Genomic DNA, 22,231 nt, shown 5'->3' on the forward strand with positions numbered 1-22,231 from the left:
GATGCGCAGCGGTGCCTGGTGGGCCTTGCTGGTGCTGCTCGCCGGCGTGCTGGTGGCCTTCACCGTGGGGCGCACGCCGGTGTCCTTGCCCCAGCTGTGGGCCGCGCTCAGTGGCGGCGAGCTCAGCGAATCGCTGCGCACCGTGGTCTGGCAGATCCGCGCGCCGCGCATCGTGGCGGCCGTGGCGGTGGGCGCGGCGCTGTCGGTGGCGGGCGCGGCCTTTCAGGGGCTGTTCCGCAACCCGCTGGTCTCGCCGGACATCCTGGGCGCCTCGGCCGGCGCGGCGCTGGGCGCGCTGCTGGGCATCTTCTTCTCGCTGGGGCTGGCGGGCATCCAGTTCGCCGCTTTCGCGGGCGGGCTGGTGGCGGTGGCGCTGGTGTACGCCACGGGTTCGGCCGTGCGCCAGGGTGACCCCATCCTCGTGCTGCTGCTCGCGGGCATCGTCATCGGCTCGCTGCTGGGCGCGGGCATTGGCCTGGTGAAGACGCTGGCCGACCCCTACAACCAGTTGCCCGCCATGACCTTCTGGCTGCTGGGCAGCCTGGCCGGCGCGCACGCCGACGACCTGCCCGCCTTGCTGGTGCCCGTGGCGCTGGGCCTGGGCGTGTTGCTGCTGCTGCGCTGGCGGCTGGACGTGATGTCCCTGCCCGAGGAGGAGGCCCGCGCGCTGGGCGCGCGCACCACGCTGCTGCGAGTGGGCATCGTGGCGGCGGCCACGCTGGTCACGGCCGCCAGCGTGGCGGCGGCGGGCATCGTGGGTTGGGTGGGACTGGTGGTGCCGCACCTGGCGCGCTTCCTCGTCGGGCCGTCCTTCGTGCGCCTGCTGCCCACGGCCGCGCTCCTGGGCGGCGGGCTGCTGCTGTTCATCGACACGCTGGCGCGCAGCGTGGCGGCGGTGGAGATTCCGCTGGGCATCCTCACCGCGCTGATCGGCTCGCCCTTCTTCATCGCGCTGCTGGGGCGGGCGCAGAAGGGGTGGCAATGATCGAGGCGGTGGACCTGCGCTTCGGCTACCCCGGCCACACCGTGGGCCAGGGCCTGTCCCTCGCGCTGCGCGCGGGCGAGGTGGTGGCGCTGCTGGGGCCCAACGGCGGCGGCAAGACCACGCTGCTGAAGACCCTGTTGGGTCTGTTGCCCGCGCAGGGCGGGGAGGTGCGGCTCGATGGCCGCTCGCTCACGGCCTGGGCGCTGCCCGAGCGCGCGCGCCGCGTGGGCTATGTGCCGCAGGGCCAGGCCAGCACCTTCGGCTACAGCGCGCGCCAGATGGTGCTGATGGGCCGCACCGCGCACCTGGGCCTGATCGCGCGGCCCGGTGCGCGCGATCAGGTGGTGGCCGACCAGGCCTTGCGTCGCCTGGGTATCGACCACCTGGCCGATCGGTCGGTGCACCGCATGAGCGGCGGCGAGCGCCAGCTCGTGCTCATCGCGCGTGCCCTGGCGCAGGAGCCGCGCGCGGTGCTGCTCGACGAGCCCACGGCCAGCCTGGACTTCGGCAACCAGGGGCTGGTGATGCGCGCAATCCGTGCGCTGGCCGGCGAGGGCCTGGGCGTGCTCTTCACCACGCACGACCCCAACCAGGCGCGGCGCTGCGCGGACACCGCGCTCCTGTTGCGAGAGGGGTGCGTGCTGGCGGCCGGGCCCGTGGCCCAGGTGGTGAATGCCGCGAACCTGCGCGCGCTGTACGGGGCGGACGTGGACGATTCAGGCGGGCCGCGCGGCCTGCCGGTGTTCCTGCCCGTGTTCCAGGCCGGTGTTGGCGGCCAGTGAGGTGGCGGCCTGGTGGTGCGTCAGGAACACCTGTCCGCTCAGGCGCTGAAGAAAGTCGCTGCGCTGCAGCTTGTCCATCACCGGGCCCTTCACCTCCGAGAGGTGCAGTTGCACGCCCGCGTCGCGCAGTCGCTGGTCGATGGCCTCCAGGCTGTCGAGCGCGCTCGCGTCGATGTCGTTGATGGCCGAGCACTGCAGCACCACGTGGCGCAGTTCGGGGTGGAGGGCCACGGCGGCGTTGATGCGGTCTTCCAGCGCGCGCGCGTTGGCGAAGTACAGGCTTTCGTCCATGCGCAGCGCCAGCACCTGCGGGTGTGTGATGACCTGGTGGCGCAGCACGTTGCGGTAGTGCTCGGTGCCGGGCACCTGGCCCACTTCGGCGATGTGGGGCTGGCTGGTGCGCCACAGGTGCAGCGCCAGTGACAGGCCCACGCCCGCCACCAGGCCGCTTTCCACGCCCACCGCCAGCGTGACCAGCAGCGTGGCGAGCACGGCGGTGAAGTCCGCCCGCGAATAGGCCCAGGTGCGCCGCAGGATGCCGAGGTCCACCAGCGAGAGCACGGCCACCACGATGGTGGCGGCCAGCGTGGCCTGCGGCAGGTGGAAGAGGGCGGGCGTGAGCAGCAGCGAGGCCAGCAGGATGCCCACCGCCGTGTACACGCCGGCCGCAGGCGTCTGCGCGCCGGCGTCGAAATTCACCACCGAGCGCGCGAAGCCGCCCGTGACCGGAAAGCCGCCCGTGAACGCGGCCGAGAGGTTGCTGCCGCCCAGGGCCACGAGCTCCTGGTCCGGCTCGATGCGCTGGCGCCGCTTGGCCGCGAGCGTCTGGCCCACCGAGACCGATTCCACGAAGCCCACCACGCTGATGAGCAGCGCCGGCACCAGCAGGGACTGCCAGAGGGACAGGTCCCACAGCGGTTGCGTGATCGGCGGCAAGCCCTGTGGCACCGCGCCCACCAGCTTGACGCCCCGCACGCCGCCGTCCACTGCCCAGGTGAACAGCGTGGCGCCCACGATGGCCGCCACCGGTCCGGCCTTGGCGCCGAGTTCGGCCGCGCGCGGCGGCACCCCCAGGCGGCGCAGCAGCGGCTGCAGGCCGCGCCGCACCCAGAACAGGAAGGCCAGGCTGGCCGCGCCGATGCCCAGCGTCAGGCCGTGCACCTGGCCGCGTTGCGCCCACAGGGCGGCCAGCATCTCCAGCAAGTTGTGCCCGCCCGCCGACACGCCCAGCAGGGTCTTGAGCTGGCTCGCCGCGATCAGGATGCCCGAGGCCGTGATGAAGCCCGCGATGACCGGGTGGCTCAGGAAGTGCGCGAGAAAGCCCAGGCGCAGCAGGCCCATGGCGAGCAGGATCAGGCCCGAGAGGAAGGCCAGCGTGATCGCCACCGCCAGGTACTGCGCGCCACCCGCCGCGGCGTGTTCGCCCACGGCGGCGGCCGTCATGAGCGAGACCACGGCCACCGGCCCCACCGCCAGCACGCGGCTGGTGCCCAGCAAGGCATAGACCAGCAGGGGCGCCACGCTGGCGTACAGGCCCACCTCGGGCGGCAGGCCCGCGAGCTGCGCATAGGCCAGGCTCTGCGGAATGAGCATGAGCGTGACGATGACCGCTGCGACGGCGTCGCGCAGCAGGGTGTCGCGGTCGTAGTCGCGCGCCCAATGCAGCACGGGCAGGTCGGGCCACCAGTGGCGCTTGGGCGGGTTCATGGCGCGCGGTATCAGCCCTGCGCCGAAGCCGGCGGCGGCATGCGGCTGAGGTCGTAGCCCGCGGCGGCGGCGGCTTGCAGCACCTCGGTCCAGGGGCGTTTGCCGGCCTGCGACAAGGCCCACAACTGGGTGCTGCGCGTGCCGCTGCGGCAGTAGGCCAGCACCGGGCCATCGGCCTGCGCGAGCGCCTCGCCGAAGGCGCGGCCCTGGGCCTCGTTCACTTGGCCCGAGACGGCGGGCAGGAACACGAAGCGCATGCCCGCGGCTTCGGCGGCGCGGGCCATGGCCTCGTGGTCCGGCTGGCCAGGCTGCTCGCCATCGGGCCGGTTGCAGATCAGCGTGGTGAAGCCGGCCGCGGCGGCGGCGGCCAGTTCCTCGGGCGCGATCTGCGGCGCAACGGACAGGGTGGGGGTGAGTCGTCTGAGATCCATGGTGCTCCTTCAGGTCGTTCGGGTCTTGGCGCCAAGGCGCTCCAGCGATTCGAACACGGCCATGCCCATGAGCATGGCCAGCACGAAGACAAGACCCTTGGACTCGCCCGAGGCCATGGACACCAGGCCGGGCCCGGGGCAGAAGCCCGCCAGGCCCCAGCCCACGCCGAAGGTGAGGCTGCCCAGCACCAGGCGGCGGTCGATTTCCGTGGCCTTGGGCAGGTACATGCCGCCACCCAGGAAGCTTCGCGTGCGCTGCTTGGCCAGGGCGAAGGCGAAGAAGCCCACGGCGATGGCGCCGCCCATCACGAAGGCCAGCGAGGGGTCCCAGGCGCCGGCCAGGTCGAGGAAGCCCTGCACCTTGCCCGGGTCGGTCATGCCTGACAGGAGCAGGCCCAGGCCGAACAGCAGGCCGATGAAAAAGGCGGACAGTTTCTGCATGGCGGTGCCCTCAGATCAGGTGACGGATGACGAACACGGTGGCAAAGCCCGCGGCCATGAAGGCCAACGTGGCCACCAGCGAGCGCGGCGACAGGCGGGAGAGCCCGCACACGCCGTGGCCGCTGGTGCAGCCCGAGCCGTAGCGCGTGCCGATGCCCACCAGCAGGCCGGCGAGCACCACCAGGCCCAGGCTCGCATCGATGCGCGGCGCGGTGATGAAGCCCTCGGGCGCGAGCCAGCCATACACCAGCGGCGACACCAGTAGGCCGGCCACCAGGGCCACGCGCCAACCGACGTCGCCGGTGCTCGGCTTGATCAGCCCGCCGAGGATGCCGCTGATGCCCAGCACGCGGCCATTGAACAGGATGAACAGGGCGGAGGCCACGCCCAGCAGTACGCCCCCGGCCAGCGAAGCCCAGGGGGTGAAATGGGTCCAGTCGATCGTCATGGTGTGTCTCCTTCAGCGGGAACAGAACTGTTGGTACAGGGTGCGGATGACGGCCTGCGCGGGCGGGCTGTCGAGGCGGTAATGGACGTGCTTGCCCTCGCGGCGCGTGCTCACCAGGCCCTCGTCGCGCAGCACCGTGAGCTGCTGCGACAGCGTGGGCTGGGTGATGCCCAGCGCGGCCTCCAGCTCGCCCACGTTGTGCTCGCCTTGCGAGAGCTGGCACAGCAGCATCAGGCGGTCGCGGTTGGACAGCGCCTTCATCAGGCGGCAGGCGTCGGCGGCGGCCGTCTGCATGTCGTCGAGATTCAGTTTGAGGGCGGGCATGGGACACTCCGTTCGGGATGCCGTTCATCGGCGGCACAGTCATCAATATATTGACTGATAGATTGTTTGTCAATATATTGTTGTTCACTTATTAAAAGGAGTCCGCCATGTCCGTCGCCACCACCGTCCGCCCCCGGGTCGAGGGCCTGTTCGATCCGGCCACCTGGACCGTCACCTACGTCGTGCACAACGGCCCAGGCTCGCCCGCGGCCATCATCGACTCGGTGCTCGACTACGACCCGAAGTCGGGCCGAACGCGCACGGCCTCGGCCGACAAGGTCATTGACTACGTGCGCGCCAACGACCTCAAGGTCGAGTGGATCCTGGAGACTCACGCGCACGCCGACCACCTCTCGGCCGCGCCCTATCTGAAGAAGCACCTGGGCGGGCGCATCGGCATCGGCGGGCGCATCACGCAAGTGCAGAAGGTGTTCAAGGCGGTGTTCCACCTGGAACCCGAGTTCCGCCTCGATGGTTCGCAGTTCGACCACCTGTTCCAGGAGGGCGAGCGCTTTCGCATCGGTGAACTCGAGGCCGAGGTGCTGTACGTGCCCGGCCACACACCGGCCTGCGCGGCCTACCACGTGGGCGACGCGGTCTTCGTGGGCGACACGATGTTCATGCCCGACGTGGGCACCGCGCGCTGCGACTTTCCCGGCGGCGATGCGAAGACGCTCTACGCCTCCGTGAAGAAGATCCTCGCGCTGCCGGGCGAGACGCGCCTATTCATGTGCCACGACTACCCGCCCAATGGCCGCGAGGTGCGCTTCGAGACCACGGTGGCCGAGCAGCGCGAGAAGAACATCCACGTGCACGACGGCATCAGCGAGGCGCAGTTCGTCGAAATGCGCACGAAGCGCGACGCCACGCTGGACATGCCGGTGCTGATCCTGCCGTCGGTGCAGGTGAACATCCGCGCGGGCGAGTTGCCGCCGCCCGAGGCGAACGGCGTGTCGTACCTGAAGATTCCGGTGAACGCGCTGTGAAAAAACAAAAAGCCGGCTGACGCCGGCTTTTTGTTGGGGAGAGGCTGGGGCCTTACTTCTGGCTCAGTACCCAGGCGGCCAGCTTTTTGGCCTCGGCCTCACTCACCTGCGGGTTGGCCGGCATCGGGATCGCGCCCCACACGCCCGAGCCGCCCTTCATGATCTTGGCGGCCAGCATGTCCGCTGCCTTGGCGTCGCTGCCGTACTTCTTGGCCACGTCCTTGTAGGAGGGGCCGACCAGCTTCTTGTCGATCGCGTGGCAGGCCATGCAGTTCTTGGCCTTGGCCAGTGCCTCGTCGGCCATGGCGGGTGCCGCCAGGGTGGTCATGGCGGCCATAATCAGAAGCGCACGTTTCATGGGATGTCCTTTGGAATGTCGGGGGCGAACGGGGCAAATTCTATCGAGTGGTTTTGTCATGGCCCTGTTATCGGACTTTCTTTGCCGGAATTTACCGGTCGTTTACCGGAGGCTGTGATGTATCTGCTGGGCCTGGGCATCGTGCTGTTGCTGATGAAGTACGTCGAGTACGGCCCCGTCGCCGGCTGGTCCTGGTGGATCGTGCTGGCCCCGTTCGGCCTGGCCGCGGCCTGGTGGGCCTGGGCCGATTTCTCGGGCTACACCAAGCGCAAGGCCATGGAGAAGATGGACCAGAAGAAGCGCGACCGCGTGGACAAGCAGCGCGAGAAGCTGGGCCTGAAGACGAACAGGCGCCGCTGAGGCGACGCCTGTTGCCGAGCGCAGCGACGATCAGAAGTTGTCCAGCACCGCGCCCTTGCTCGCGCTGGCCGCGTTGAACGCGAACTTGGCCTGCACGCCGCGCGTGTAGCGCGGAGCCGGGGCCTTCCAGGCGGCGCGGCGCTTGGCCAGCTCAGCCTCGCCCACGTTGAGCTCCAGTACCAGTTGGTGGGCGTCGATGGTGATCGAGTCGCCCTCGTGCACCAGCGCGATGTTGCCGCCCGCCGCCGCCTCGGGCGCCACGTGGCCCACCACCATGCCCCAGGTGCCACCGCTGAAGCGGCCGTCGGTGATCAGGCCCACGCTCTCGCCCAGGCCGGCGCCGATGAGCGCGCCGGTGGGCGCCAGCATCTCGGGCATGCCCGGCCCGCCCTTGGGGCCCAGGTAGCGCAGCACCATCACGTCGCCGGCCTTGATCTTGCCGTCCAGGATGGCCTGGAGGGCCGATTGCTCGTCGTCGAACACGCGCGCCGGGCCGGTGATCACCGGGTTCTTCAGGCCGGTGATCTTGGCCACCGCGCCCTCGGGCGAGAGGTTGCCCTTGAGGATGGCCAGGTGGCCTTGCGCGTACATCGGGTCGCTGATCGGGCGGATCACGTCCTGGTCCTTGCGGGGTTCGTCGGGCACGTCCTTCAGCACCTCGGCGATGGTCTGGCCGGTGATGGTGAGGCAATCGCCGTGCAGCAGGCCGGCCTTGAGCAGGACCTTCATGACCTGCGGGATGCCGCCCGCCTGGTGCAGGTCAACGGCCAGGTACTTGCCGCTGGGCTTCAGGTCGCACAGCACCGGCGTGCGCTGGCGGATGCGCTCGAAGTCGTCGATGCTCCACTCCACCTCGGCCGCGTGCGCGATGGCCAGGAAGTGCAGCACCGCATTGGTGGAGCCGCCCGTGGCCATGATGACCGCCACCGCGTTCTCGATCGCCTTCTTCGTGACGATGTCGCGTGGCTTGATGTCCTTCTTGATCGCCTCGACCAGCACCTTGGCCGATTCCTTGGCCGAGTTCTGCTTCTCGTCGTGCGGGTTGGCCATGGTGGACGAATAGGGCAGGGAGATGCCCAGGGCCTCGAAGGCCGAGCTCATGGTGTTGGCGGTGTACATGCCGCCGCAGGAGCCGGTGCCGGGGATGGCGTGCTGCTCGATGTCCTTGAGCTCCTGGTCGCTGATCTTGCCGGCGGCGTTCTGGCCCACGGCCTCGAACACGCTGACGATGTTGAGGTCTTGCCCCTTCCACTTGCCCGGCAGGATGGTGCCGCCGTAGACGTAGATGGCCGGCACGTTGGCGCGCAGCATGCCGATCAGGCCGCCGGGCATGTTCTTGTCGCAGCCGCCGACGACGACCACGCCGTCCATCCATTGCCCCTGCACGCAGGTCTCGATGCAGTCGGAGATGACCTCGCGGCTGACCAGCGAGTACTTCATGCCCTCGGTGCCCATGGCCATGCCGTCGCTGATGGTGGGTGTGCCGAAGATCTGCGGGTTGCCGCCGGCTTCCTCGATGCCCTTGACCGCCGCGTCGGCCAGTTTCTGCAGGCCGCTGTTGCACGGGGTGATGGTGCTGTGGCCGTTGGCCACGCCCACCATGGGCTTGCCGAAGTCGGTTTCCTTGTAGCCCATGCCGTAGTACATGGAGCGGTTGGGCGCGCGCGATTTGCCCTGGGTGATGTTGTCGCTGCGCAGCGCCTGCTTGGGGGTCTTGTCGGCCATGTCGTCTCTCTCGGGTGTCGTGGGGGAGGGGGAAAGCTTCGCAGTATGCGACAGCGCCGCGCGGGCTTCCAATCGGATCGGCTCGCTTCATTGATATGCTGGGCTTATGAACAAAGGCCTGAATCCGCAGCGTGGCGAATGGCGCCAGTGGCGCCAGTTCGCCGTGCTGGCCGAGGAACTGCACTTCGGCCGCGCCGCCGCGCGGCTGCACCTCACGCAGCCGGCACTGACGCAGGCCATCGCCTCGCTGGAAGCCGCGCTGGATGTGCGCCTGTTCGAGCGCAGCCGCCGCCAGGTGGCGTTGAGCGCCGCCGGCGAGGCCCTGCTGCCCGAGGTGCGCGAGCTGCTGCGCCGCGCCGAAGCCTTGCCCGCGCTGGCGCGCTCCGCCGCGCAGGGTGAGAGCGGCCGGCTGCGCATCGCCTTCGTCTCCACCGTGGGCTTCAGCCTGCTGCCGCCCTGGGTGCGCGCGTTTCGCGAGCGCTGGCCGCGCGTGGAGCTGGAACTGATCGAGGCCACGGGCGACGTGCAGCGCGAGCTCATCGCGCGGGGCGATGTGGACGCCGGCTTCGTGCTCCACGCCCCGGGCGACAGCGCACCCGGCCTGCAGCACCTGGCGCTGGTGACCGAGCCGATGGTGCTGGCCCTGCCCGAGGCGCACCCGCTGGCGGCGCGCGCGCGCCTGTCGCTGGCCGCCGTGGCGCACGAGCCGCTGGTGATGTTCCCGCGCCGCATCCTGCCCGAGGTGTTCGACGAGCTGGTGCGCCTGTACCGCGCCGCGGGGCACGAGCCGCGCGTGGCGCAGGAGGCGATCCAGATGCAGACCATCGTGAACCTGGTGTCGGCCGGCTTGGGCCTGGCCTGGGTGCCGCAGAGCGTGCGGCAATTCCAGCGGCCCGGCGTGGTCTACCGGCCCGTGGGCCTGCCCCGGGGTGAGGCGGTGCCGCGCTGCGAAACCAGCCTCGTCTGGCGCGACGCCGCGCTCAGCCCGGCACTGCAGCGCTTCGTCGACGCCGGGCGTTCACAATAGCCGCCATGCTGCAACACCCCCAGATCGATCCCGTGGCCCTGCAGATCGGGCCGCTTGCCATCCACTGGTACGGCCTGACCTACCTCGCGGCCTTCGCGCTGTTCTTCTGGCTGGGCCGTTTGCGCCTGCGGCACGAACCCTATGCCAGCATCACCCAGCCGCGCCGCTGGGAGAAACGCGACGTCGAGGACATCCTGTTCCTGGGCGTGCTGGGCGTGGTGGCGGGCGGGCGCATCGGCTACTGCCTGTTCTACCAGCCGGCCTATTACCTGCAGCACCCGCTGGAGGTGTTCTACGTGTGGCAGGGCGGCATGAGCTTTCACGGCGGCCTCATCGGCGTGATGCTGGCCATGGTGTGGTACGCGCGCAGCCGCGGCCGGCCGTTCTTCCAGGTGATGGACTTCATCGCGCCTTGCGTGCCCACCGGCCTGGCGGCCGGGCGCGTGGGCAACTTCATCAACGGCGAGCTGTGGGGCCGCGTGGCCGACCCTTCCTTGCCCTGGGGCATGGTGTTCCGCGGCGCGGGTGATCTGCCGCGCCACCCCTCGCAGGTCTACCAGTTCCTGCTCGAAGGCGTGCTGCTCTTCGTGCTGCTGTGGCTCTACGCGCGCCAGCCGCGCAAGACCGGCCAGGTGTCGGGCGTGTTCCTGCTGGGCTATGGCGTGTTCCGCTTCATCGCCGAGTTCTTCCGCGAACCCGACGCGCACCTGGGCCTGCTGGCGCTGGGCATGAGCATGGGGCAGTGGCTGTGCGTGCCGATGATCGTTGGTGGCATCGCCTTGTGGTGGTGGAGCGGGCGCGAGGATGCCCGTGGCGCTTGATCTGTTGACCCGTTGGACGCATGACTTCTGCCGGATGACGGGCCATTCGGCGCGGGCTCTGGACGAGGCCCAGGGTGTTGTCCTGGACGTCAGCGGTGCTACATTGATCGCCATCGAATGGCAGGCCGTTACGCACACGCTGCACGTGTACGGTCACCCGGTCGACGCCTCGCGGCCTGGCCCATTGCAGGCCAGCGCTTCAAGCGGCGAGTGGGAGGACGACGAAGCGGACGACGAAGCGGACGACGGTGGCGGCGATGACTGGGGCGACGGCGGGTACCACCCCGTTTCAATCGATCCGGGTGCCGATGACACCGAGGGGGCCACCCTGCACCTGAACCCCGACACGGGACTCGTCACGCTGTACCTGGTGGTGCCTTTTGCCACCCTGGACGCACAGTCTTTTGCCTCCATGCTGGAGGCCTTCATCGACGACGTGGCCTTGTGGTCGACGGTGTTCGCGCAAAGCCCGTCCGCCGACCCCGGGATGGGCGCTGCGTCGGGGCTCGAGACGGCGCGCGCCATGACGCAGGGATTGATCATCGCCTGACGCCGCGCGGCGCTGACGCTACTTCTTCATCATCTTTCGGTGGCCGTCGAAGTACGCCAACTCGTCGAGCAGCGGTACTCGCTGCTCAAGGTCGTGCAGCAGATTCAGCAACTTCCGGCAGCGGTCGAGGACGGTCTTGAGCAGGGCGCGCTCGGACGGCGATTGGGCCAGAGCGCCGCTGACGAGACGCGTGACGCGCTGCCGGATCCATCCCTGCAGCAGTGGGACGACGATCGCGGGGTCGTTGAACTGGTTGACGAGCGTGTCCAGTTGAACCTTGAGCACGGACGACTGCGGACTCAGGCACAGCCCGGCGCCCATGTCCCGCAGGTCCTGGTCGTTGGCCTGTGGCGTGTGGCGCAGCCGGCGGATGACCAGCGCCAGCGCAATGGACAAGGCGCGCGCGTCGACTTCCGAGGTCTGGTCGGCGGAGTCCTGGAGCCAGGCCAGCACGACAGGCATACCCGGCCGCCAGTTCGCGGCTGCGTTGCCCGGGTGGCCCATGTCAATCAAGGTGCCAAAGGCCACGCCGTCCAGTTCGGGATGGGTGCGACACAAGGCAACCAGCGCATGAAACCCCTTCGCGGCGGCCAGGCGGCTCAGCGCGGGCGCCAGTTTCTCGGGTCGAAGCAACCCACGCTCCAGCAGATCGCGCAACACGGTGAGTTGCACGTCCGGACCCAGCCTCTCATCGATCAGGACCTCATCGGCGGAAATCGGACGCGACATCCATTGCGGCGTCCAGAGGCTTGGCACGGGCCAATGCAGCACGCAGGAGCGGATCTCGATCGGGCAGAGCGCGAACAGGTCGCGCATTTTGTCCAGAGAGGGATGGAAGGTGTGCAACAGCGAGGCTTCGCTGCCCAGCAGCTCCAGCGAGAGTGAGAAGGGCTCGCCCTTGAGCTGGAAGTGGGCCAGGCAGGGGCTGAAGTACAGGCGTTCGGCTGGTGGGGGCACACCCGGATGGCGGTCGTCGTCGCCTTGCCGTGTCAGTTCGAGCACGGCGGCGGTCAACCAGGCCCACTGGGCGAGTGCTTCGCCCTCGGGCGTGGGCCACTTCGCCGAACGTTTGACCAGACGGGCGAGACCGTGCAGCACGCGGTCGAGCCAATCGTCGCGCACCTCGATCCATCCGATGCGCTGCGGGCCGTCCGCCTCCATGCCGATCGACTGCCCGACGTGTTTCAGAAACGCCAGGACGTCCCGAACGAAACGCAACGCCGCGCGGGGAGACTCGATGGCCTTGAGGCAGTCGAGCAGTGTCGGCAGGAGCGTGGTGCTCACGTCTTTTGGCTGGTAGTGCTGTGTCTTGAGCCACAGGCCGGCGCAGCCATGAACCGCCACGGCTTGCAAAAGGGCCTTCTGGTAGCCCGGGTCGGTGCGGATCATGGGATCCTGCAGCCACAGGCTGGCGCGCAGCAGCGATTCGATGGCCGCGGCCAGGTCGGTGCCCAGCAACAGCACACAGGCCTGGCGCACAAAGGCGGTGAGCGCGACGAGCCGCTCGCTGCGCATGATCAGGCATTGCTGCTTGAAGGGCATGAACTGCGTGGCCTCGGCAAGGTACACGGATTGACCGTCTCCACAGCACAGCCCGAAGGCCTGCAGTCCTTTGAACAGGACGTCCACGGTCAGATCCGCCGTGGCCTCGTTCATCAGCCCCGCCGAGACATACGACAGCAGCAGGTTGAGGAGCGCAGGTGAGGCTTCGGCACCTTCCTCGAGGGTCACTGTCGCCATGCCCGCCAGGCCGACATCGATGCAAAAGCCCAGCTCGCGCAGCTCGGCCTGTATGGCGTGGAGGGGGCGACCTTCCTGGTGCTGGCGACTCCATTGCCTGCGCAACTCGAGAATGGTGGGCCGGAGGTTCTCGTACTGGCCGTTCTCTTTCCCCAGCAGATCGTCGAAGCTCGCGTCGATCAGGCTTCGCCATTCGGGCGACTGGGCCCCGTTCAGCGGCTGGCTGGGGTCCTTCAACAGGCGGCTCACCACGAGTCTGCGGTCGCGCCCCGCGGGACAAGCGCCGAGCACCTGCGCGGCCAGCCCGGCGTCGCCCAGGCGCAGCAGGGCAGCCACCACCGCCGCGCGGGCGCGTGACCCGTTCGGCTTTGCGCGGCACAGCGTCTCCCACAGCGTCTTGTCAGCGATCAGGGTCAGGCACAGGGCCGGTGGCAGGCTGTGCTGGCTGCACAGGTCGATCAACGCGTTCGCCGCCGGCCACCCGGCCAAAGGCGTGTCGGGCTGATGAAGGCGTTTGAGCAGCGCCGCCTTCACCCTTTCGTTCAGCGCGTGGGCGGCCGTGCTGATGAATTCGATGCGGGGCGTCCCGGTGACGGTGTCGATACCGGTTCGAAGGTGCCGGCTCCAGGCGGTCCGCGGAGCGGTGGGTTTCACCGGCGGGCGGGAAGCGGGTTCGCGCGAGGCGGTGGGAGCGAGGGTGACGGCGGGCTGCTGAGCCTGGGGCGGAGGGTGGCCTGCAGACGTGCTGCGCGGCCGCGTACCGTCGAGTGAGTTGGATCGCATGAGGGTGTGAAGTTGTGTGACAGCGGATGCGACAGGCTTCGTGTTCTGAACACCACGGGCGTTCCTCTCGGAACCGTCACCGCACACCGCTCGTCGGCGGCGCGGGTTTTCCCCGTGACGACGCACCGGCTTCTGTTTAAGAATTATCTGTAATTACAGGTGATTACTCATGCGCGTGGTGCTCAACTCCCTGCACGATGAAGTGGCTTCGCAGCTTCGCGAGCGCATCTTTTCGGGTGAACTCGCGCCCGGCAGCTACCTGGACGAGCCGGCGCTGTGCGCGGCGCTGGGCATTTCGCGCACGCCGTTGCGCGAAGCGCTCAAGGTGCTGACGGCCGAAGGCCTGCTGCGCCACGAGCCGCGCCGTGGCTGCTTCGTGGCCGAGATCACCGAGCGCGACCTCGACGAGATCTTTCCCGTCATTGCGCTGCTGGAAGGCCGCTGCGCGTTCGAGGCCGCCAGCAACGCCAGCGACGCCGAACTGGTGGCCCTGGAGCAGTTGCACGACAAGCTCAACCGCGCCGCGCGCGCCAAGCGCATCAACGACTACTACGCCGTCAATTTCGCCATTCACGAGGCCATCATCGCTCTGGCCGACAACCGCTGGCTGGCCCAGGTCATTGGCGACCTGCGCAAGATCCTCAAGCTGGCGCGGCTGCAGCAACTGCACGCGCCGGGCCGGCTGGAGCAGAGCCTGTCGGAGCACATGGCGGTGTTCGCCGCGCTCAAGGCGCGCGACGCCGAAGGCGCCGAAGCGGCCATGCGCACCCACCTCACGCGCCAGCGTGCGGCGCTGCGCGACCTGGCGCGGCAGCAGAAGTCGAGGTTGAGTGCATGAGCGCCCGCTCCGCAGCGCGTGGCGCGAAGGATTCCGAATGAACACCGGTCAGTGGATTGCCGAGCGCGTGTCGCGGCTTCGTTTGCCAGCCAAGGAGAAAGTCCCCGCGCCACGCTCCACGAACGAGCGCCTTCGCGCGCGCCTGCGCCACGACGGCGAGGCCCTGGCGCCACGCGCGCTGCGGCAACTGCTGGACCAGCTCAAGGGCGTGGTCGATCCGATGGTGAGCGAAGTGGAGGGCGGCCGGCGCGCCCAGGCGCTGATCGATTGGTACGCCCGGGCCGACGCCCCACAGCGGCGCGACCTGTGGTTGCTGATGAGCGAGCACTTCACGGCCGACCCGCAGAAGGTGAAGAAGGCCCAGACCGAGTACCAGGCGGCGGTCGGCACGCCCGACGAGGCCGCCGCCGAGGTGCGCTACCGCCGCGCCACCGTGTCGCCGCGTCGGCGCATCCTGCAGCGCTTCAGCGCCAACCCGCAGGGCATTCCCTTCCTCGTGTCGCTGCGCGCCGAACTGCAGCCCGCGCTGCGAAGCGATCCGCGCCTGCAGGCGCTGGACGTGGAGATGGAGTACATGTTCTCCACGTGGTTCGACGTCGGCTTCCTCGAGCTGCGCCGCATCAGTTGGGACTCGCCGGCCTCGCTGATCGAAAAGCTCATCCGCTACGAGGCGGTGCACGACGTGCGCGGCTGGAACGACATGAAGAACCGCCTGGACAGCGACCGCCGCTGCTATGGCTTCTTCCACCCGCGCCTGCCGGGCGAGCCGCTGATCTTCGTGGAAGTGGCGCTGATGAACGACATCGCCGGCAGCATCACGCCGCTGCTGGACGAATCGGCCGCGCCCGCCGATCTTTCGCGCGCCACCACCGCCATCTTCTATTCCATCAGCAGCACGCAGGTGGGCCTGCGCGGCGTGAGCTTCGGCGACTCGCTGATCAAGCACGTGGTGGACACGCTGAAGGAAGAATTCCCGCGCCTGCGAACCTTCGCCACGCTCTCGCCCATCCCGGGCCTGCGGGCATGGCTGTCGAAGCAGGCGCCGCAAGAATTGCTCACGGCCTGGGAGCGCTGGAGCGAACTCGACGAAAAGGCCCCCGAGCGCCAGGCCTTGCTCTCCTGGGCTGCGCGCTACCTGGGCCACGAACTGCTCGACGGCAAACCCCTGGACCCGGTGGCGCGCTTCCACCTGGGCAACGGGGCGCGCGTCGAGCGCATCCATTGGGGCGGCGATCCATCCACCAAGGGCAACAAGCAGTCCTTTGGCCTCATGGTGAACTACCTCTACGATCTGCGGCGCCTGGACAAACACCGGGCCATGCTGGCAGCGGGAAAAATCCCGATAGGCGGGGCCGTCGAGGCCTTGTACCGTTGACGGTGACCTGGGCGCCAGGCCCCGTCGGCTTCATAACCACCAAGGAGACAGACAACATGAACCAGCCCATCCAACGGCGCACGCTGCTGCGCGCCGCCGCCGCCAGTGCCGTGCTCGGCCCCATCGGCGCCACCGGCGTTCGCGCGCAATCGGCCTGGCCCTCGCGCCCGGTCACCCTGGTCGTGCCGTTCCCGGCCGGCGGCGGCACCGACGCCTTCGCGCGCCCCATGGGGGCTTCGTTCACGCGCCTGTCCGGCAAGGCGCTGGTCATCGACAACCGGGGCGGCGCAGGGGGCACCCTGGGCGCCAGCATCGCGGCCAAGGCCAACCCCGACGGCTACACGCTGTTCATGGGCGCGGTGCACCACTCCATCGCCCCCAGCATGTACCCCAAGCTCGACTACAACATCGAGACCGACCTGGTGCCGCTGATCCTGGTGGCCAGCGTGCCGCAGGTGGTGGTGGTGAACCCCAAGAACATCACCGCACCCGACTTCAAGGCCTTCCTGGCGCAGGTCAAGGCCAACCCGGGCAAGCTCAACTACGCCTCGGCGGGCAGCGGCACCTCGCACCACCTGGCGGGCGAGCTGTTCAAGCAGCAGACCAACACCTTCATCACCCACATTCCCTACCGTGGCGCGGGCCCCGCGCTGGCCGATCTGATCGCGGGCAACGTGGACATGATGTTCGATGGTCTGGGCTCCTCGGCCGGCCACATCAAGGGCGGGCGCATCAAGCCGCTGATGGTCTCGGGCGCCAAGCGCAACCCCGCCTTCCCCGACGTGCCCTGCGCGGCCGAGGTGGGCCTGCCCCAGTACAACGTGACCACCTGGTACGGCGTGTGGGCGCCCAAGGGCACGCCGGCCGACGCGCAGGCGCGCGCGATCGAAGAGCTTCGCAAGGCCTGCACCACCGACGAGGCCAAGTCCGTCTGGGCCGCTCAGGGCGCGGAATTCCCCGATGTCACCGGCCCGGCCTTCGGCAAGTTTGTCAGCGCCGAGGTGAGCAAGTGGGCGCAGGTGGTCAAGGCCTCGGGCGCCAAGCTGGAGTGATCGATTGCCCGCGGACGGACTGCACCTCGCCATCGACGGCGCCACTGCGCGCCTGACGATCCGCCGCCCGGCGAAGTTCAACGCCATGTCGCGCGCGATGTGGCGCGAACTCGCCGAGGCCGTGGCCGACCTGGCCACGCGCGCCGAGGTGCGCGTGCTGGTGGTGGCGGGCGAGGGCGCCCACTTCTGCGCGGGCGGCGACATCGCCGAGTACCCCGGTTTCCGCTTCGACGAGGCCAGCCTGCGCGACTTCCACGAGCGCGAGGTCTGGGGCGGCCTGTCGGCCCTGCTGGCCTGCGACAAGCCCGTCATCGCGCAGATCGACGGCCACTGCATGGGCGCGGGCGTTGAGATCGCGAGCTGCTGCGACATCCGCGTGGCCAGCGCGTCCGCGCGTTTTGGCGCGCCCATCGCGCGCCTGGGCTTTCCCATGGCGCCGCGCGAGGCCGAGCTGGTGGCCCGCGAGGCCGGCCTGGCCACCGCGCGCGAGATGCTGCTGCAGGCCGCGGTGCTGGACGCGCCCACGATGCTCGCGCGCGGCTTCCTGCACGCCGTGGTGCCCGAGGCGGCGCTGGCCGACGAGGTCCTCACCCGCGCGCGGCGCATGGCCGAACTCTCGCCCGAGGCCGCGCGCCTGAACAAGCAGACCCTGCGCGCCCTGGCCGCCGGCATCTCCGCCGATGCGCTGGTCGACCGCGCCTACGAGTACGCCGGCCACGCCGAGCACCGCGAGGGCATCGCCGCCTTCCTGGACAAGCGCACGCCCGCTTTCTGAGCCATTTCCATGAACGAGAACGACAACCCCAACCTCTTCACCGCGCTGCGCGCGGCCTTCCCCGCCGACCTCGACACCACCGCCGTGGAAGTGGTGGGCGGCGCCAGCCACGGCCTGCGTTACAGCTGGCGCGACCTGGACCGCGCCAGCGCCATGCTGGCCAACCTGCTCGACAGCCTGAAGCTGCCGCCGCGCTCACGCATCGCCGTGCAGGTGGAGAAGTCGGTCGAGAACCTCATCCTGTACCTGGCCGTGCTGCGCAGCGGCCACGTGTACCTGCCGCTGAACACGGCCTACCAGTCCGGCGAGATCGAGTACTTCGTGGGCAACGCCGAGCCCGCCGTGGTGGTGTGCAGCCCGGCCAACTTCGGCTGGGTCAGCAAGATCGCCTTCAAGGCCGGCACGCGCCACGTGTTCACGCTGGGCGAGGACCGCAGCGGCACCTTGCTGGAGCGCGCCTCGCACCACGCCGACACACACACGCCGGCGCGCTGCCAGGCCGACGACCTTGCGGTCATCATCTACACCAGCGGCACCACCGGGCGCAGCAAGGGCGCCATGCTCACGCACGGCAACATGCTCAGCAACGCGCGCGTGCTGCAGTCTTACTGGGGCTGGAAGAAGGGCGACGTGTTGATCCACGCGCTGCCCATCTTCCACGTGCACGGCCTGTTCGTGGCCATCCATGGCGCGCTCATCAACGGCAGCGCCATGTTGTGGCTCAACAAGTTCGATCCGAAGGCAGTGATCGAGCTGTTCCCGCGCGCCACGGTGTTCATGGGCGTGCCCACGCTGTATACGCGCATGCTGGCCGAGCCCTCGCTCACGCGGAATCAGGTGAAGAACATGCGGCTGTTCGTCTCGGGTTCGGCGCCGCTGCTGATCGAGACCTTCACCGAGTGGCAGGAGCGCACGGGCCACACCATCCTGGAGCGCTATGGCATGAGCGAGACGGTGATGTTGACGTCCAACCCGTACGCGGCGGACGAGCGCCACAACGGCGAGAGCGAGCGTCGCGGTGGCACGGTGGGCTTCCCGCTGCCGGGCGTGAGCCTGCGGGTGGTGGACGAGGCGGGCCGGCCGGTGGAGGCGGGGGAGATCGGTGGCATTCAGGTGCGGGGGCCGAACATTTTTGCGGGCTACTGGCGCATGCCGGAGAAGACGGCGGAGGAGTTCACCACGGACGGCTATTTCAAGACGGGCGATGTGGGCCGGATTGACGAGCGCGGCTATGTGGTGATCGTGGGGCGCAGCAAGGACTTGATCATTTCGGGGGGCTACAACGTGTACCCGGCGGAGATCGAGGGTGCGCTGAACGAGATGCCGGGGGTGGCGGAGAGCGCGGTGGTGGGTGTGCCGCACCCGGACTTTGGCGAGGTGGGGGTGGCAGTGGTGATTCCCCGTCCTGAAGGTCCACCGGATCCGGAGGTTTTGATCGGCGCGTTGAAGGCTCGGCTGGCGAACTTCAAGATTCCCAAGCGCTGCTTCGTGGTGTCGGAGTTGCCGCGCAATACGATGGGGAAGGTGCAGAAGAACCTTTTGCGGGAGCAGTACAAGGGCCTGTTCGCCTAGGTTTTCTTCGGCTGCTCCGGTCGGCGGCGCTCGGGTGTCCGGCTCCGCGACTGTCCCCCGGAGCGGATCGCTGGCGCGCTCCGCTCCTCCTCCTTTATGTCGCTACGCCGGACACCCGATCACCGCCGACCTCGTTGGCACTCGTCGATTGGTACTCGACCGTGCCTGTTGCTCGCGGACGCTGGGTGCACTGCGTAGCGAAATAAAGGAGGAGGACGGCGCAGCCGTCCGGGGGACATTCGCGGAGCTGTGCACCCAGTGGCCGCGAGCTTCGCCAAGGTGCAGGCGAGAAATCAGCGAAGCACCAACAACTCAACGAAGCACCAGAACAGGTGTATGCGAGTGCGTCAGCACCTGCTGCGTCTCACTGCCCAACAGCAAGCGCTTGATGCCCCGCCGCCCGTGCGAGGCCATCACGATCAGATCGCACTTGTGCTTCTTGGCCGTGGCGATGATCACCTCCGAGATCAGGTCGCCCTTGCCCGTCACCGGCTTCACCCGCACTTCCATCAGTTGGCCCGCCGCCTTCACCGCGTTCACCGCCTCCATCGCCTCCGCCTGCCACTGCTTCTCGATGCGGGCCACCTCGGCCGCTGCCAGCGTCACACCGCCTTCGAAATAGGTCTGCGGATAGCGCGGCACCACCTTCAGGGCCACCACCTCCGCGCCGGTCAGGTCGGCCAGGGAAAGCGCATGGTCGACCGCCTTTTGCGACAGATCGGAGCCGTCGGTGGCGACAAGGATTCGCTTGTACATCTTCTTCTCCTCGTTGAATGATGGGAACGAAGCCGCAGGCTAGCGCCGCAGGGTGCTCCCGGGCTTGACCTGCGTCAAGGGGGTGGCGCTTCCTTTGCGAGTACCCTTGCGCCCCATGAGTTCCGCCGCCTGGTCGCGCGAGCATCGGGGTCCGCTGACGGTCACCGATGACTTCGCCGTGCTCGACGACCCCGTCGAGCAAGCCGCGTTCACGCAAGCCGTGGACGGGGCGGACGCGAGCCGTGAATCGGTGCTGGTGGTGCAGGGCATGTATTGCGCGGCCTGTGCCGACACCATCGAATCCGCGCTGGATGGCGCACCCGGCGTGGAACTGGCCCGTGTGAACGCCGGCACGCGCCGCCTGCAACTGCGCTGGGACCCATCGCGCACGCGCCTGTCCGAACTGGCCGCGCGTGTGGGCGACCGCGGCTACCGCCTGCTGCCGCTGCAACAGGCCCTGTCCATCGACGAGCGCCTGCGCGAGACGCGCCAGGCGCTGTGGCGCCTGTTCGTCGCGGGCTTTTGCATGATGCAGGTGATGATGTACGCGTGGCCCGCCTACGTGGCCGCGCCGGGCGACATCCCGCCCGACATCGACCAGCTCCTGCGCTGGGCCAGTTGGGTCATCAGCCTGCCGGTGGTGTTCTTTGCCAGCGGCCCCTTTTTCCGGCAGGCCTGGGCCGATCTGAAGGTGCGCCGCATCGGCATGGACACGCCGGTGTCGGTGGGCATCCTGATCACCTTCCTCGCCAGCTCGGCCGCCACCTTCGACCCCACCGGCCCCTGGGGACACGAGGTCTGGTACGACTCGCTCACGATGTTCGTGTTCTTCCTGCTGGGCGGCCGCTACCTCGAGGCACGGCTGCGCCAGCGCACGGCCGGCGCGCTGGATGCGCTGATCAACCGCCTGCCCGCCACCTGCGAGCGCGAACGCGCCGACGGCACGCGCGAGACCGTGTCCGTTCGCCGGCTGGCGGCGGGCGACGTGGTCTGCGTGCGCGCGGGCGAGGCATTCCCCGGCGACGGTGTGCTGCTCGATCCGCGCGCCTCGGTCGACGAGGCCCTGCTCACCGGCGAGGCCCGCCCGCAGACGCGGCGCGCGGGCGACCCGCTGGTGGCCGGCAGCCTCAACCTCGCCGGCCCCGTGCGCTTGCGGCTGGACCGCGTGGGCATCGACACCCGCTACGCCCAGATCGTGCGGCTCATGGAGCGCGCCGCCACCGACAAGCCGCGCCTGGCTGTTCTGGCCGATCGCATCGCCGGGCCCTTCCTGGTGCTGGTGATGCTCGCGGCGCTGGCCGCCGCTTTCGCCTGGTGGCAGGTCGATCCCTCGCGCGCGCTGGCCATCGCAGTGGCGGTGCTGATCGTTACCTGCCCGTGCGCGCTGTCGCTGGCCACGCCGGCGGCCATGCTGGCCTCGGCCGGCGCCCTGGCGCGCCGCGGCGTGCTGGTGCGCCGCCTGCAGGCGTTGGAGTCGATGGCCAGTGTGAACGCGGTGGTGTTCGACAAGACGGGCACGCTCACGCGCGAGCACCTGATGCTCAACGAGGTACTGCTGCGCCAGGGCGCCGACCGCGCCCAGGTGCTGGCGCTGGCCGCGGCCCTGGCGCGTGGCTCGCTGCACCCGGTGGCGCGCGCCGTGGCGGCTGCCGCCACGCCTTCGGATGAGCCGCTGCTCGACTGGCACGAAGAGCCGGGGCAGGGCATGTCGGCGCGCCTGTCCAACGGCCGCCTGCTCAAGCTGGGCTCGCCCCTGTTCACCGGCGCCATGCCCGAGCACGACGCCGAAGGCCCGCGCACCTACCTGGTGGACGAGCACGGCTGGCTGGCCACCATCACCCTCAGCGAAGGCCTGCGCGAGGACGCGCGCGTGGCCGTGCAGCGCCTGCGCGCCCTGGGCATGCAGACCTGGCTGCTTTCGGGTGACCGCGCCTCGCAGGCGCACCGCATCGGCACGGCCGCCGGTGTGGACCACGTGCTGGCCGATGCCACGCCCGAGCGCAAGCTGGCGGAAGTGCAAGCCCTGCAGCGGCAGGGCTGGCGTGTGGCCATGGTGGGCGACGGCCTGAACGATGGCCCTGTGCTGGCCTGGGCCGACGCCTCCTTCACCATCGGCCGCGCCGCGCCGCTGGCGCAGGCGCGCAGCGACGCGGTGGTGCAGGGCGGGCGCGTCATGGACGTGGTGGATACGCTGCTGCAGGCTCGCCGCACGCGGCGCGTGGTGCGCCAGAACCTTCTGTGGGCGGCGGTCTACAACGCCGTCTGCGTGCCGCTGGCGCTCATCGGCTGGATGCCGCCCTGGCTGGCCGGCCTGGGCATGGCGGCCAGCTCGCTGCTGGTGATCGGCAACGCCTGGCGGCTGAGCCGGCCCGAGGCCGCACCGAAGGGCTGAACC

General features: G+C 69.3%; 22 protein-coding genes. 13 read left to right on the forward strand and 9 right to left on the reverse strand.

Going from position 1 to position 22,231, the window contains the following annotated elements:
- Position 1: 1 nt before the first annotated feature.
- On the forward strand, positions 2 to 985 hold the full coding sequence (locus BN948_RS04070) for a FecCD family ABC transporter permease (protein WP_009519101.1): 984 nt from the start codon (positions 2 to 4) through the stop codon (positions 983 to 985).
- Positions 982 to 1,767 (forward strand): ABC transporter ATP-binding protein, encoded by a 786-nt coding sequence (locus BN948_RS04075; protein WP_009519100.1) that lies wholly within the window; start codon positions 982 to 984, stop codon positions 1,765 to 1,767. The genes BN948_RS04070 and BN948_RS04075 overlap by 4 nt, the downstream gene beginning before the upstream one ends.
- Here BN948_RS04075 and BN948_RS04080 read toward each other — a convergent pair.
- The 5 genes from BN948_RS04080 to BN948_RS04100 are packed head-to-tail and all read right to left on the reverse strand — an operon-like array spanning position 1,702 to position 5,118.
- Positions 1,702 to 3,474, reverse strand: a complete 1,773-nt coding sequence (locus tag BN948_RS04080) for a SulP family inorganic anion transporter (RefSeq protein WP_009519099.1) — start codon at positions 3,472 to 3,474, stop codon at positions 1,702 to 1,704. The two genes, BN948_RS04075 and BN948_RS04080, sit on opposite strands and share 66 nt — an antisense overlap.
- Positions 3,475 to 3,485: 11 nt before the next feature.
- Positions 3,486 to 3,905, reverse strand: coding sequence for a protein tyrosine phosphatase family protein (locus BN948_RS04085; RefSeq protein WP_009519098.1), 420 nt, complete (start codon positions 3,903 to 3,905; stop codon positions 3,486 to 3,488).
- Positions 3,906 to 3,914: 9 nt separating this feature from the next.
- Entirely contained in the window at positions 3,915 to 4,346 is a 432-nt protein-coding gene (locus tag BN948_RS04090) for a YeeE/YedE family protein (RefSeq protein WP_009519097.1), read from the reverse strand.
- A 10-nt stretch (positions 4,347 to 4,356) separates the two neighbouring features.
- Complete coding sequence (locus tag BN948_RS04095) at positions 4,357 to 4,794, reverse strand: YeeE/YedE family protein (RefSeq protein ID WP_009519096.1); 438 nt, start codon at positions 4,792 to 4,794, stop codon at positions 4,357 to 4,359.
- Positions 4,795 to 4,806: 12 nt separating this feature from the next.
- A complete protein-coding gene (locus BN948_RS04100) occupies positions 4,807 to 5,118 on the reverse strand; it encodes an ArsR/SmtB family transcription factor (protein WP_009519095.1) in 312 nt (103 codons plus the stop codon).
- A gap of 107 nt (positions 5,119 to 5,225) precedes the next feature.
- Here BN948_RS04100 and BN948_RS04105 point away from each other — a divergent pair, with 107 nt between their 5' ends.
- Positions 5,226 to 6,104, forward strand: coding sequence for an MBL fold metallo-hydrolase (locus BN948_RS04105; protein WP_009519094.1), 879 nt, complete (start codon positions 5,226 to 5,228; stop codon positions 6,102 to 6,104).
- A 52-nt stretch (positions 6,105 to 6,156) separates the two neighbouring features.
- Here the strand turns inward: BN948_RS04105 and BN948_RS04110 are convergent, their stop codons facing one another.
- Positions 6,157 to 6,462, reverse strand: a complete 306-nt coding sequence (locus BN948_RS04110; protein ID WP_009519092.1) for a c-type cytochrome — start codon at positions 6,460 to 6,462, stop codon at positions 6,157 to 6,159.
- A 117-nt stretch (positions 6,463 to 6,579) separates the two neighbouring features.
- On the opposite strand from BN948_RS04110, the gene BN948_RS04115 reads away from it, so the two are divergent.
- On the forward strand, positions 6,580 to 6,822 hold the full coding sequence (locus BN948_RS04115) for a TIGR04438 family Trp-rich protein (protein ID WP_009519090.1): 243 nt from the start codon (positions 6,580 to 6,582) through the stop codon (positions 6,820 to 6,822).
- 30 nt (positions 6,823 to 6,852) lie between these two features.
- On the opposite strand, the gene ilvD is transcribed toward BN948_RS04115, so the two are convergent.
- Entirely contained in the window at positions 6,853 to 8,547 is a 1,695-nt protein-coding gene (ilvD, locus tag BN948_RS04120; protein WP_009519088.1) for a dihydroxy-acid dehydratase, read from the reverse strand.
- A 106-nt stretch (positions 8,548 to 8,653) separates the two neighbouring features.
- Here ilvD and BN948_RS04125 point away from each other — a divergent pair, with 106 nt between their 5' ends.
- From BN948_RS04125 to BN948_RS04135, 3 genes are read left to right on the forward strand one after another with little or no spacing between them, the layout of a single operon-like run.
- Complete coding sequence (locus tag BN948_RS04125; RefSeq protein ID WP_009519087.1) at positions 8,654 to 9,574, forward strand: LysR family transcriptional regulator; 921 nt, start codon at positions 8,654 to 8,656, stop codon at positions 9,572 to 9,574.
- Positions 9,575 to 9,579: 5 nt separating this feature from the next.
- A complete protein-coding gene (gene lgt / locus BN948_RS04130) occupies positions 9,580 to 10,395 on the forward strand; it encodes a prolipoprotein diacylglyceryl transferase (protein ID WP_009519086.1) in 816 nt (271 codons plus the stop codon).
- Positions 10,385 to 10,945 (forward strand): type III secretion system chaperone, encoded by a 561-nt coding sequence (locus tag BN948_RS04135; protein ID WP_138819903.1) that lies wholly within the window; start codon positions 10,385 to 10,387, stop codon positions 10,943 to 10,945. Before lgt ends, BN948_RS04135 begins: the two co-directional genes overlap by 11 nt.
- A gap of 18 nt (positions 10,946 to 10,963) precedes the next feature.
- Here BN948_RS04135 and BN948_RS04140 read toward each other — a convergent pair whose 3' ends face one another.
- Positions 10,964 to 13,219 (reverse strand): hypothetical protein, encoded by a 2,256-nt coding sequence (locus BN948_RS04140; protein ID WP_035620576.1) that lies wholly within the window; start codon positions 13,217 to 13,219, stop codon positions 10,964 to 10,966.
- A 418-nt stretch (positions 13,220 to 13,637) separates the two neighbouring features.
- On the opposite strand from BN948_RS04140, the gene BN948_RS04150 reads away from it, so the two are divergent.
- From BN948_RS04150 to BN948_RS04170, 5 genes are read left to right on the forward strand one after another with little or no spacing between them, the layout of a single operon-like run.
- Positions 13,638 to 14,306: a GntR family transcriptional regulator gene (locus BN948_RS04150; RefSeq protein ID WP_009519080.1), complete on the forward strand. Its 669-nt coding sequence runs from the start codon at positions 13,638 to 13,640 to the stop codon at positions 14,304 to 14,306.
- 37 nt (positions 14,307 to 14,343) lie between these two features.
- Positions 14,344 to 15,681, forward strand: a complete 1,338-nt coding sequence (locus BN948_RS04155) for a malonyl-CoA decarboxylase (RefSeq protein ID WP_009519079.1) — start codon at positions 14,344 to 14,346, stop codon at positions 15,679 to 15,681.
- Positions 15,682 to 15,737: 56 nt separating this feature from the next.
- Positions 15,738 to 16,733 carry a Bug family tripartite tricarboxylate transporter substrate binding protein gene (locus BN948_RS04160; RefSeq protein WP_009519078.1) on the forward strand — a complete coding sequence of 332 codons (996 nt, stop codon included), beginning with the start codon at positions 15,738 to 15,740 and terminating at the stop codon, positions 16,731 to 16,733.
- 4 nt (positions 16,734 to 16,737) lie between these two features.
- Entirely contained in the window at positions 16,738 to 17,508 is a 771-nt protein-coding gene (locus BN948_RS04165) for an enoyl-CoA hydratase/isomerase family protein (protein ID WP_009519077.1), read from the forward strand.
- Positions 17,509 to 17,517: 9 nt separating this feature from the next.
- Complete coding sequence (locus BN948_RS04170; RefSeq protein WP_009519076.1) at positions 17,518 to 19,080, forward strand: malonate--CoA ligase; 1,563 nt, start codon at positions 17,518 to 17,520, stop codon at positions 19,078 to 19,080.
- 312 nt (positions 19,081 to 19,392) lie between these two features.
- Here BN948_RS04170 and BN948_RS04175 read toward each other — a convergent pair whose 3' ends face one another.
- On the reverse strand, positions 19,393 to 19,836 hold the full coding sequence (locus BN948_RS04175) for a universal stress protein (RefSeq protein WP_009517505.1): 444 nt from the start codon (positions 19,834 to 19,836) through the stop codon (positions 19,393 to 19,395).
- A 115-nt stretch (positions 19,837 to 19,951) separates the two neighbouring features.
- Between BN948_RS04175 and BN948_RS04180 the strand changes: the two genes are divergently transcribed.
- Positions 19,952 to 22,228: a heavy metal translocating P-type ATPase gene (locus BN948_RS04180; RefSeq protein WP_009517506.1), complete on the forward strand. Its 2,277-nt coding sequence runs from the start codon at positions 19,952 to 19,954 to the stop codon at positions 22,226 to 22,228.
- Positions 22,229 to 22,231 lie beyond the last annotated feature (3 nt).

Origin of the sequence: Hydrogenophaga intermedia (assembly GCF_000723405.1) — a bacterium.
GTDB classification, from domain to species: Bacteria; Pseudomonadota; Gammaproteobacteria; order Burkholderiales; family Burkholderiaceae_C; genus Hydrogenophaga; species Hydrogenophaga intermedia.

Coding starts and splice junctions, on each gene's coding strand:
- BN948_RS04070 (WP_009519101.1), top strand. CDS start 2: ATGCGCAGCGGTGCCTGGTGGGCCTTGCTGGTGCTGCTCGCCGGCGTG.
- BN948_RS04075 (WP_009519100.1), top strand. CDS start 982: ATGATCGAGGCGGTGGACCTGCGCTTCGGCTACCCCGGCCACACCGTG.
- BN948_RS04080 (WP_009519099.1), bottom strand. CDS start 3,474: ATGAACCCGCCCAAGCGCCACTGGTGGCCCGACCTGCCCGTGCTGCAT.
- BN948_RS04085 (WP_009519098.1), bottom strand. CDS start 3,905: ATGGATCTCAGACGACTCACCCCCACCCTGTCCGTTGCGCCGCAGATC.
- BN948_RS04090 (WP_009519097.1), bottom strand. CDS start 4,346: ATGCAGAAACTGTCCGCCTTTTTCATCGGCCTGCTGTTCGGCCTGGGC.
- BN948_RS04095 (WP_009519096.1), bottom strand. CDS start 4,794: ATGACGATCGACTGGACCCATTTCACCCCCTGGGCTTCGCTGGCCGGG.
- BN948_RS04100 (WP_009519095.1), bottom strand. CDS start 5,118: ATGCCCGCCCTCAAACTGAATCTCGACGACATGCAGACGGCCGCCGCC.
- BN948_RS04105 (WP_009519094.1), top strand. CDS start 5,226: ATGTCCGTCGCCACCACCGTCCGCCCCCGGGTCGAGGGCCTGTTCGAT.
- BN948_RS04110 (WP_009519092.1), bottom strand. CDS start 6,462: ATGAAACGTGCGCTTCTGATTATGGCCGCCATGACCACCCTGGCGGCA.
- BN948_RS04115 (WP_009519090.1), top strand. CDS start 6,580: ATGTATCTGCTGGGCCTGGGCATCGTGCTGTTGCTGATGAAGTACGTC.
- ilvD (WP_009519088.1), bottom strand. CDS start 8,547: ATGGCCGACAAGACCCCCAAGCAGGCGCTGCGCAGCGACAACATCACC.
- BN948_RS04125 (WP_009519087.1), top strand. CDS start 8,654: ATGAACAAAGGCCTGAATCCGCAGCGTGGCGAATGGCGCCAGTGGCGC.
- lgt (WP_009519086.1), top strand. CDS start 9,580: ATGCTGCAACACCCCCAGATCGATCCCGTGGCCCTGCAGATCGGGCCG.
- BN948_RS04150 (WP_009519080.1), top strand. CDS start 13,638: ATGCGCGTGGTGCTCAACTCCCTGCACGATGAAGTGGCTTCGCAGCTT.
- BN948_RS04155 (WP_009519079.1), top strand. CDS start 14,344: ATGAACACCGGTCAGTGGATTGCCGAGCGCGTGTCGCGGCTTCGTTTG.
- BN948_RS04160 (WP_009519078.1), top strand. CDS start 15,738: ATGAACCAGCCCATCCAACGGCGCACGCTGCTGCGCGCCGCCGCCGCC.
- BN948_RS04170 (WP_009519076.1), top strand. CDS start 17,518: ATGAACGAGAACGACAACCCCAACCTCTTCACCGCGCTGCGCGCGGCC.
- BN948_RS04175 (WP_009517505.1), bottom strand. CDS start 19,836: ATGTACAAGCGAATCCTTGTCGCCACCGACGGCTCCGATCTGTCGCAA.
- BN948_RS04180 (WP_009517506.1), top strand. CDS start 19,952: ATGAGTTCCGCCGCCTGGTCGCGCGAGCATCGGGGTCCGCTGACGGTC.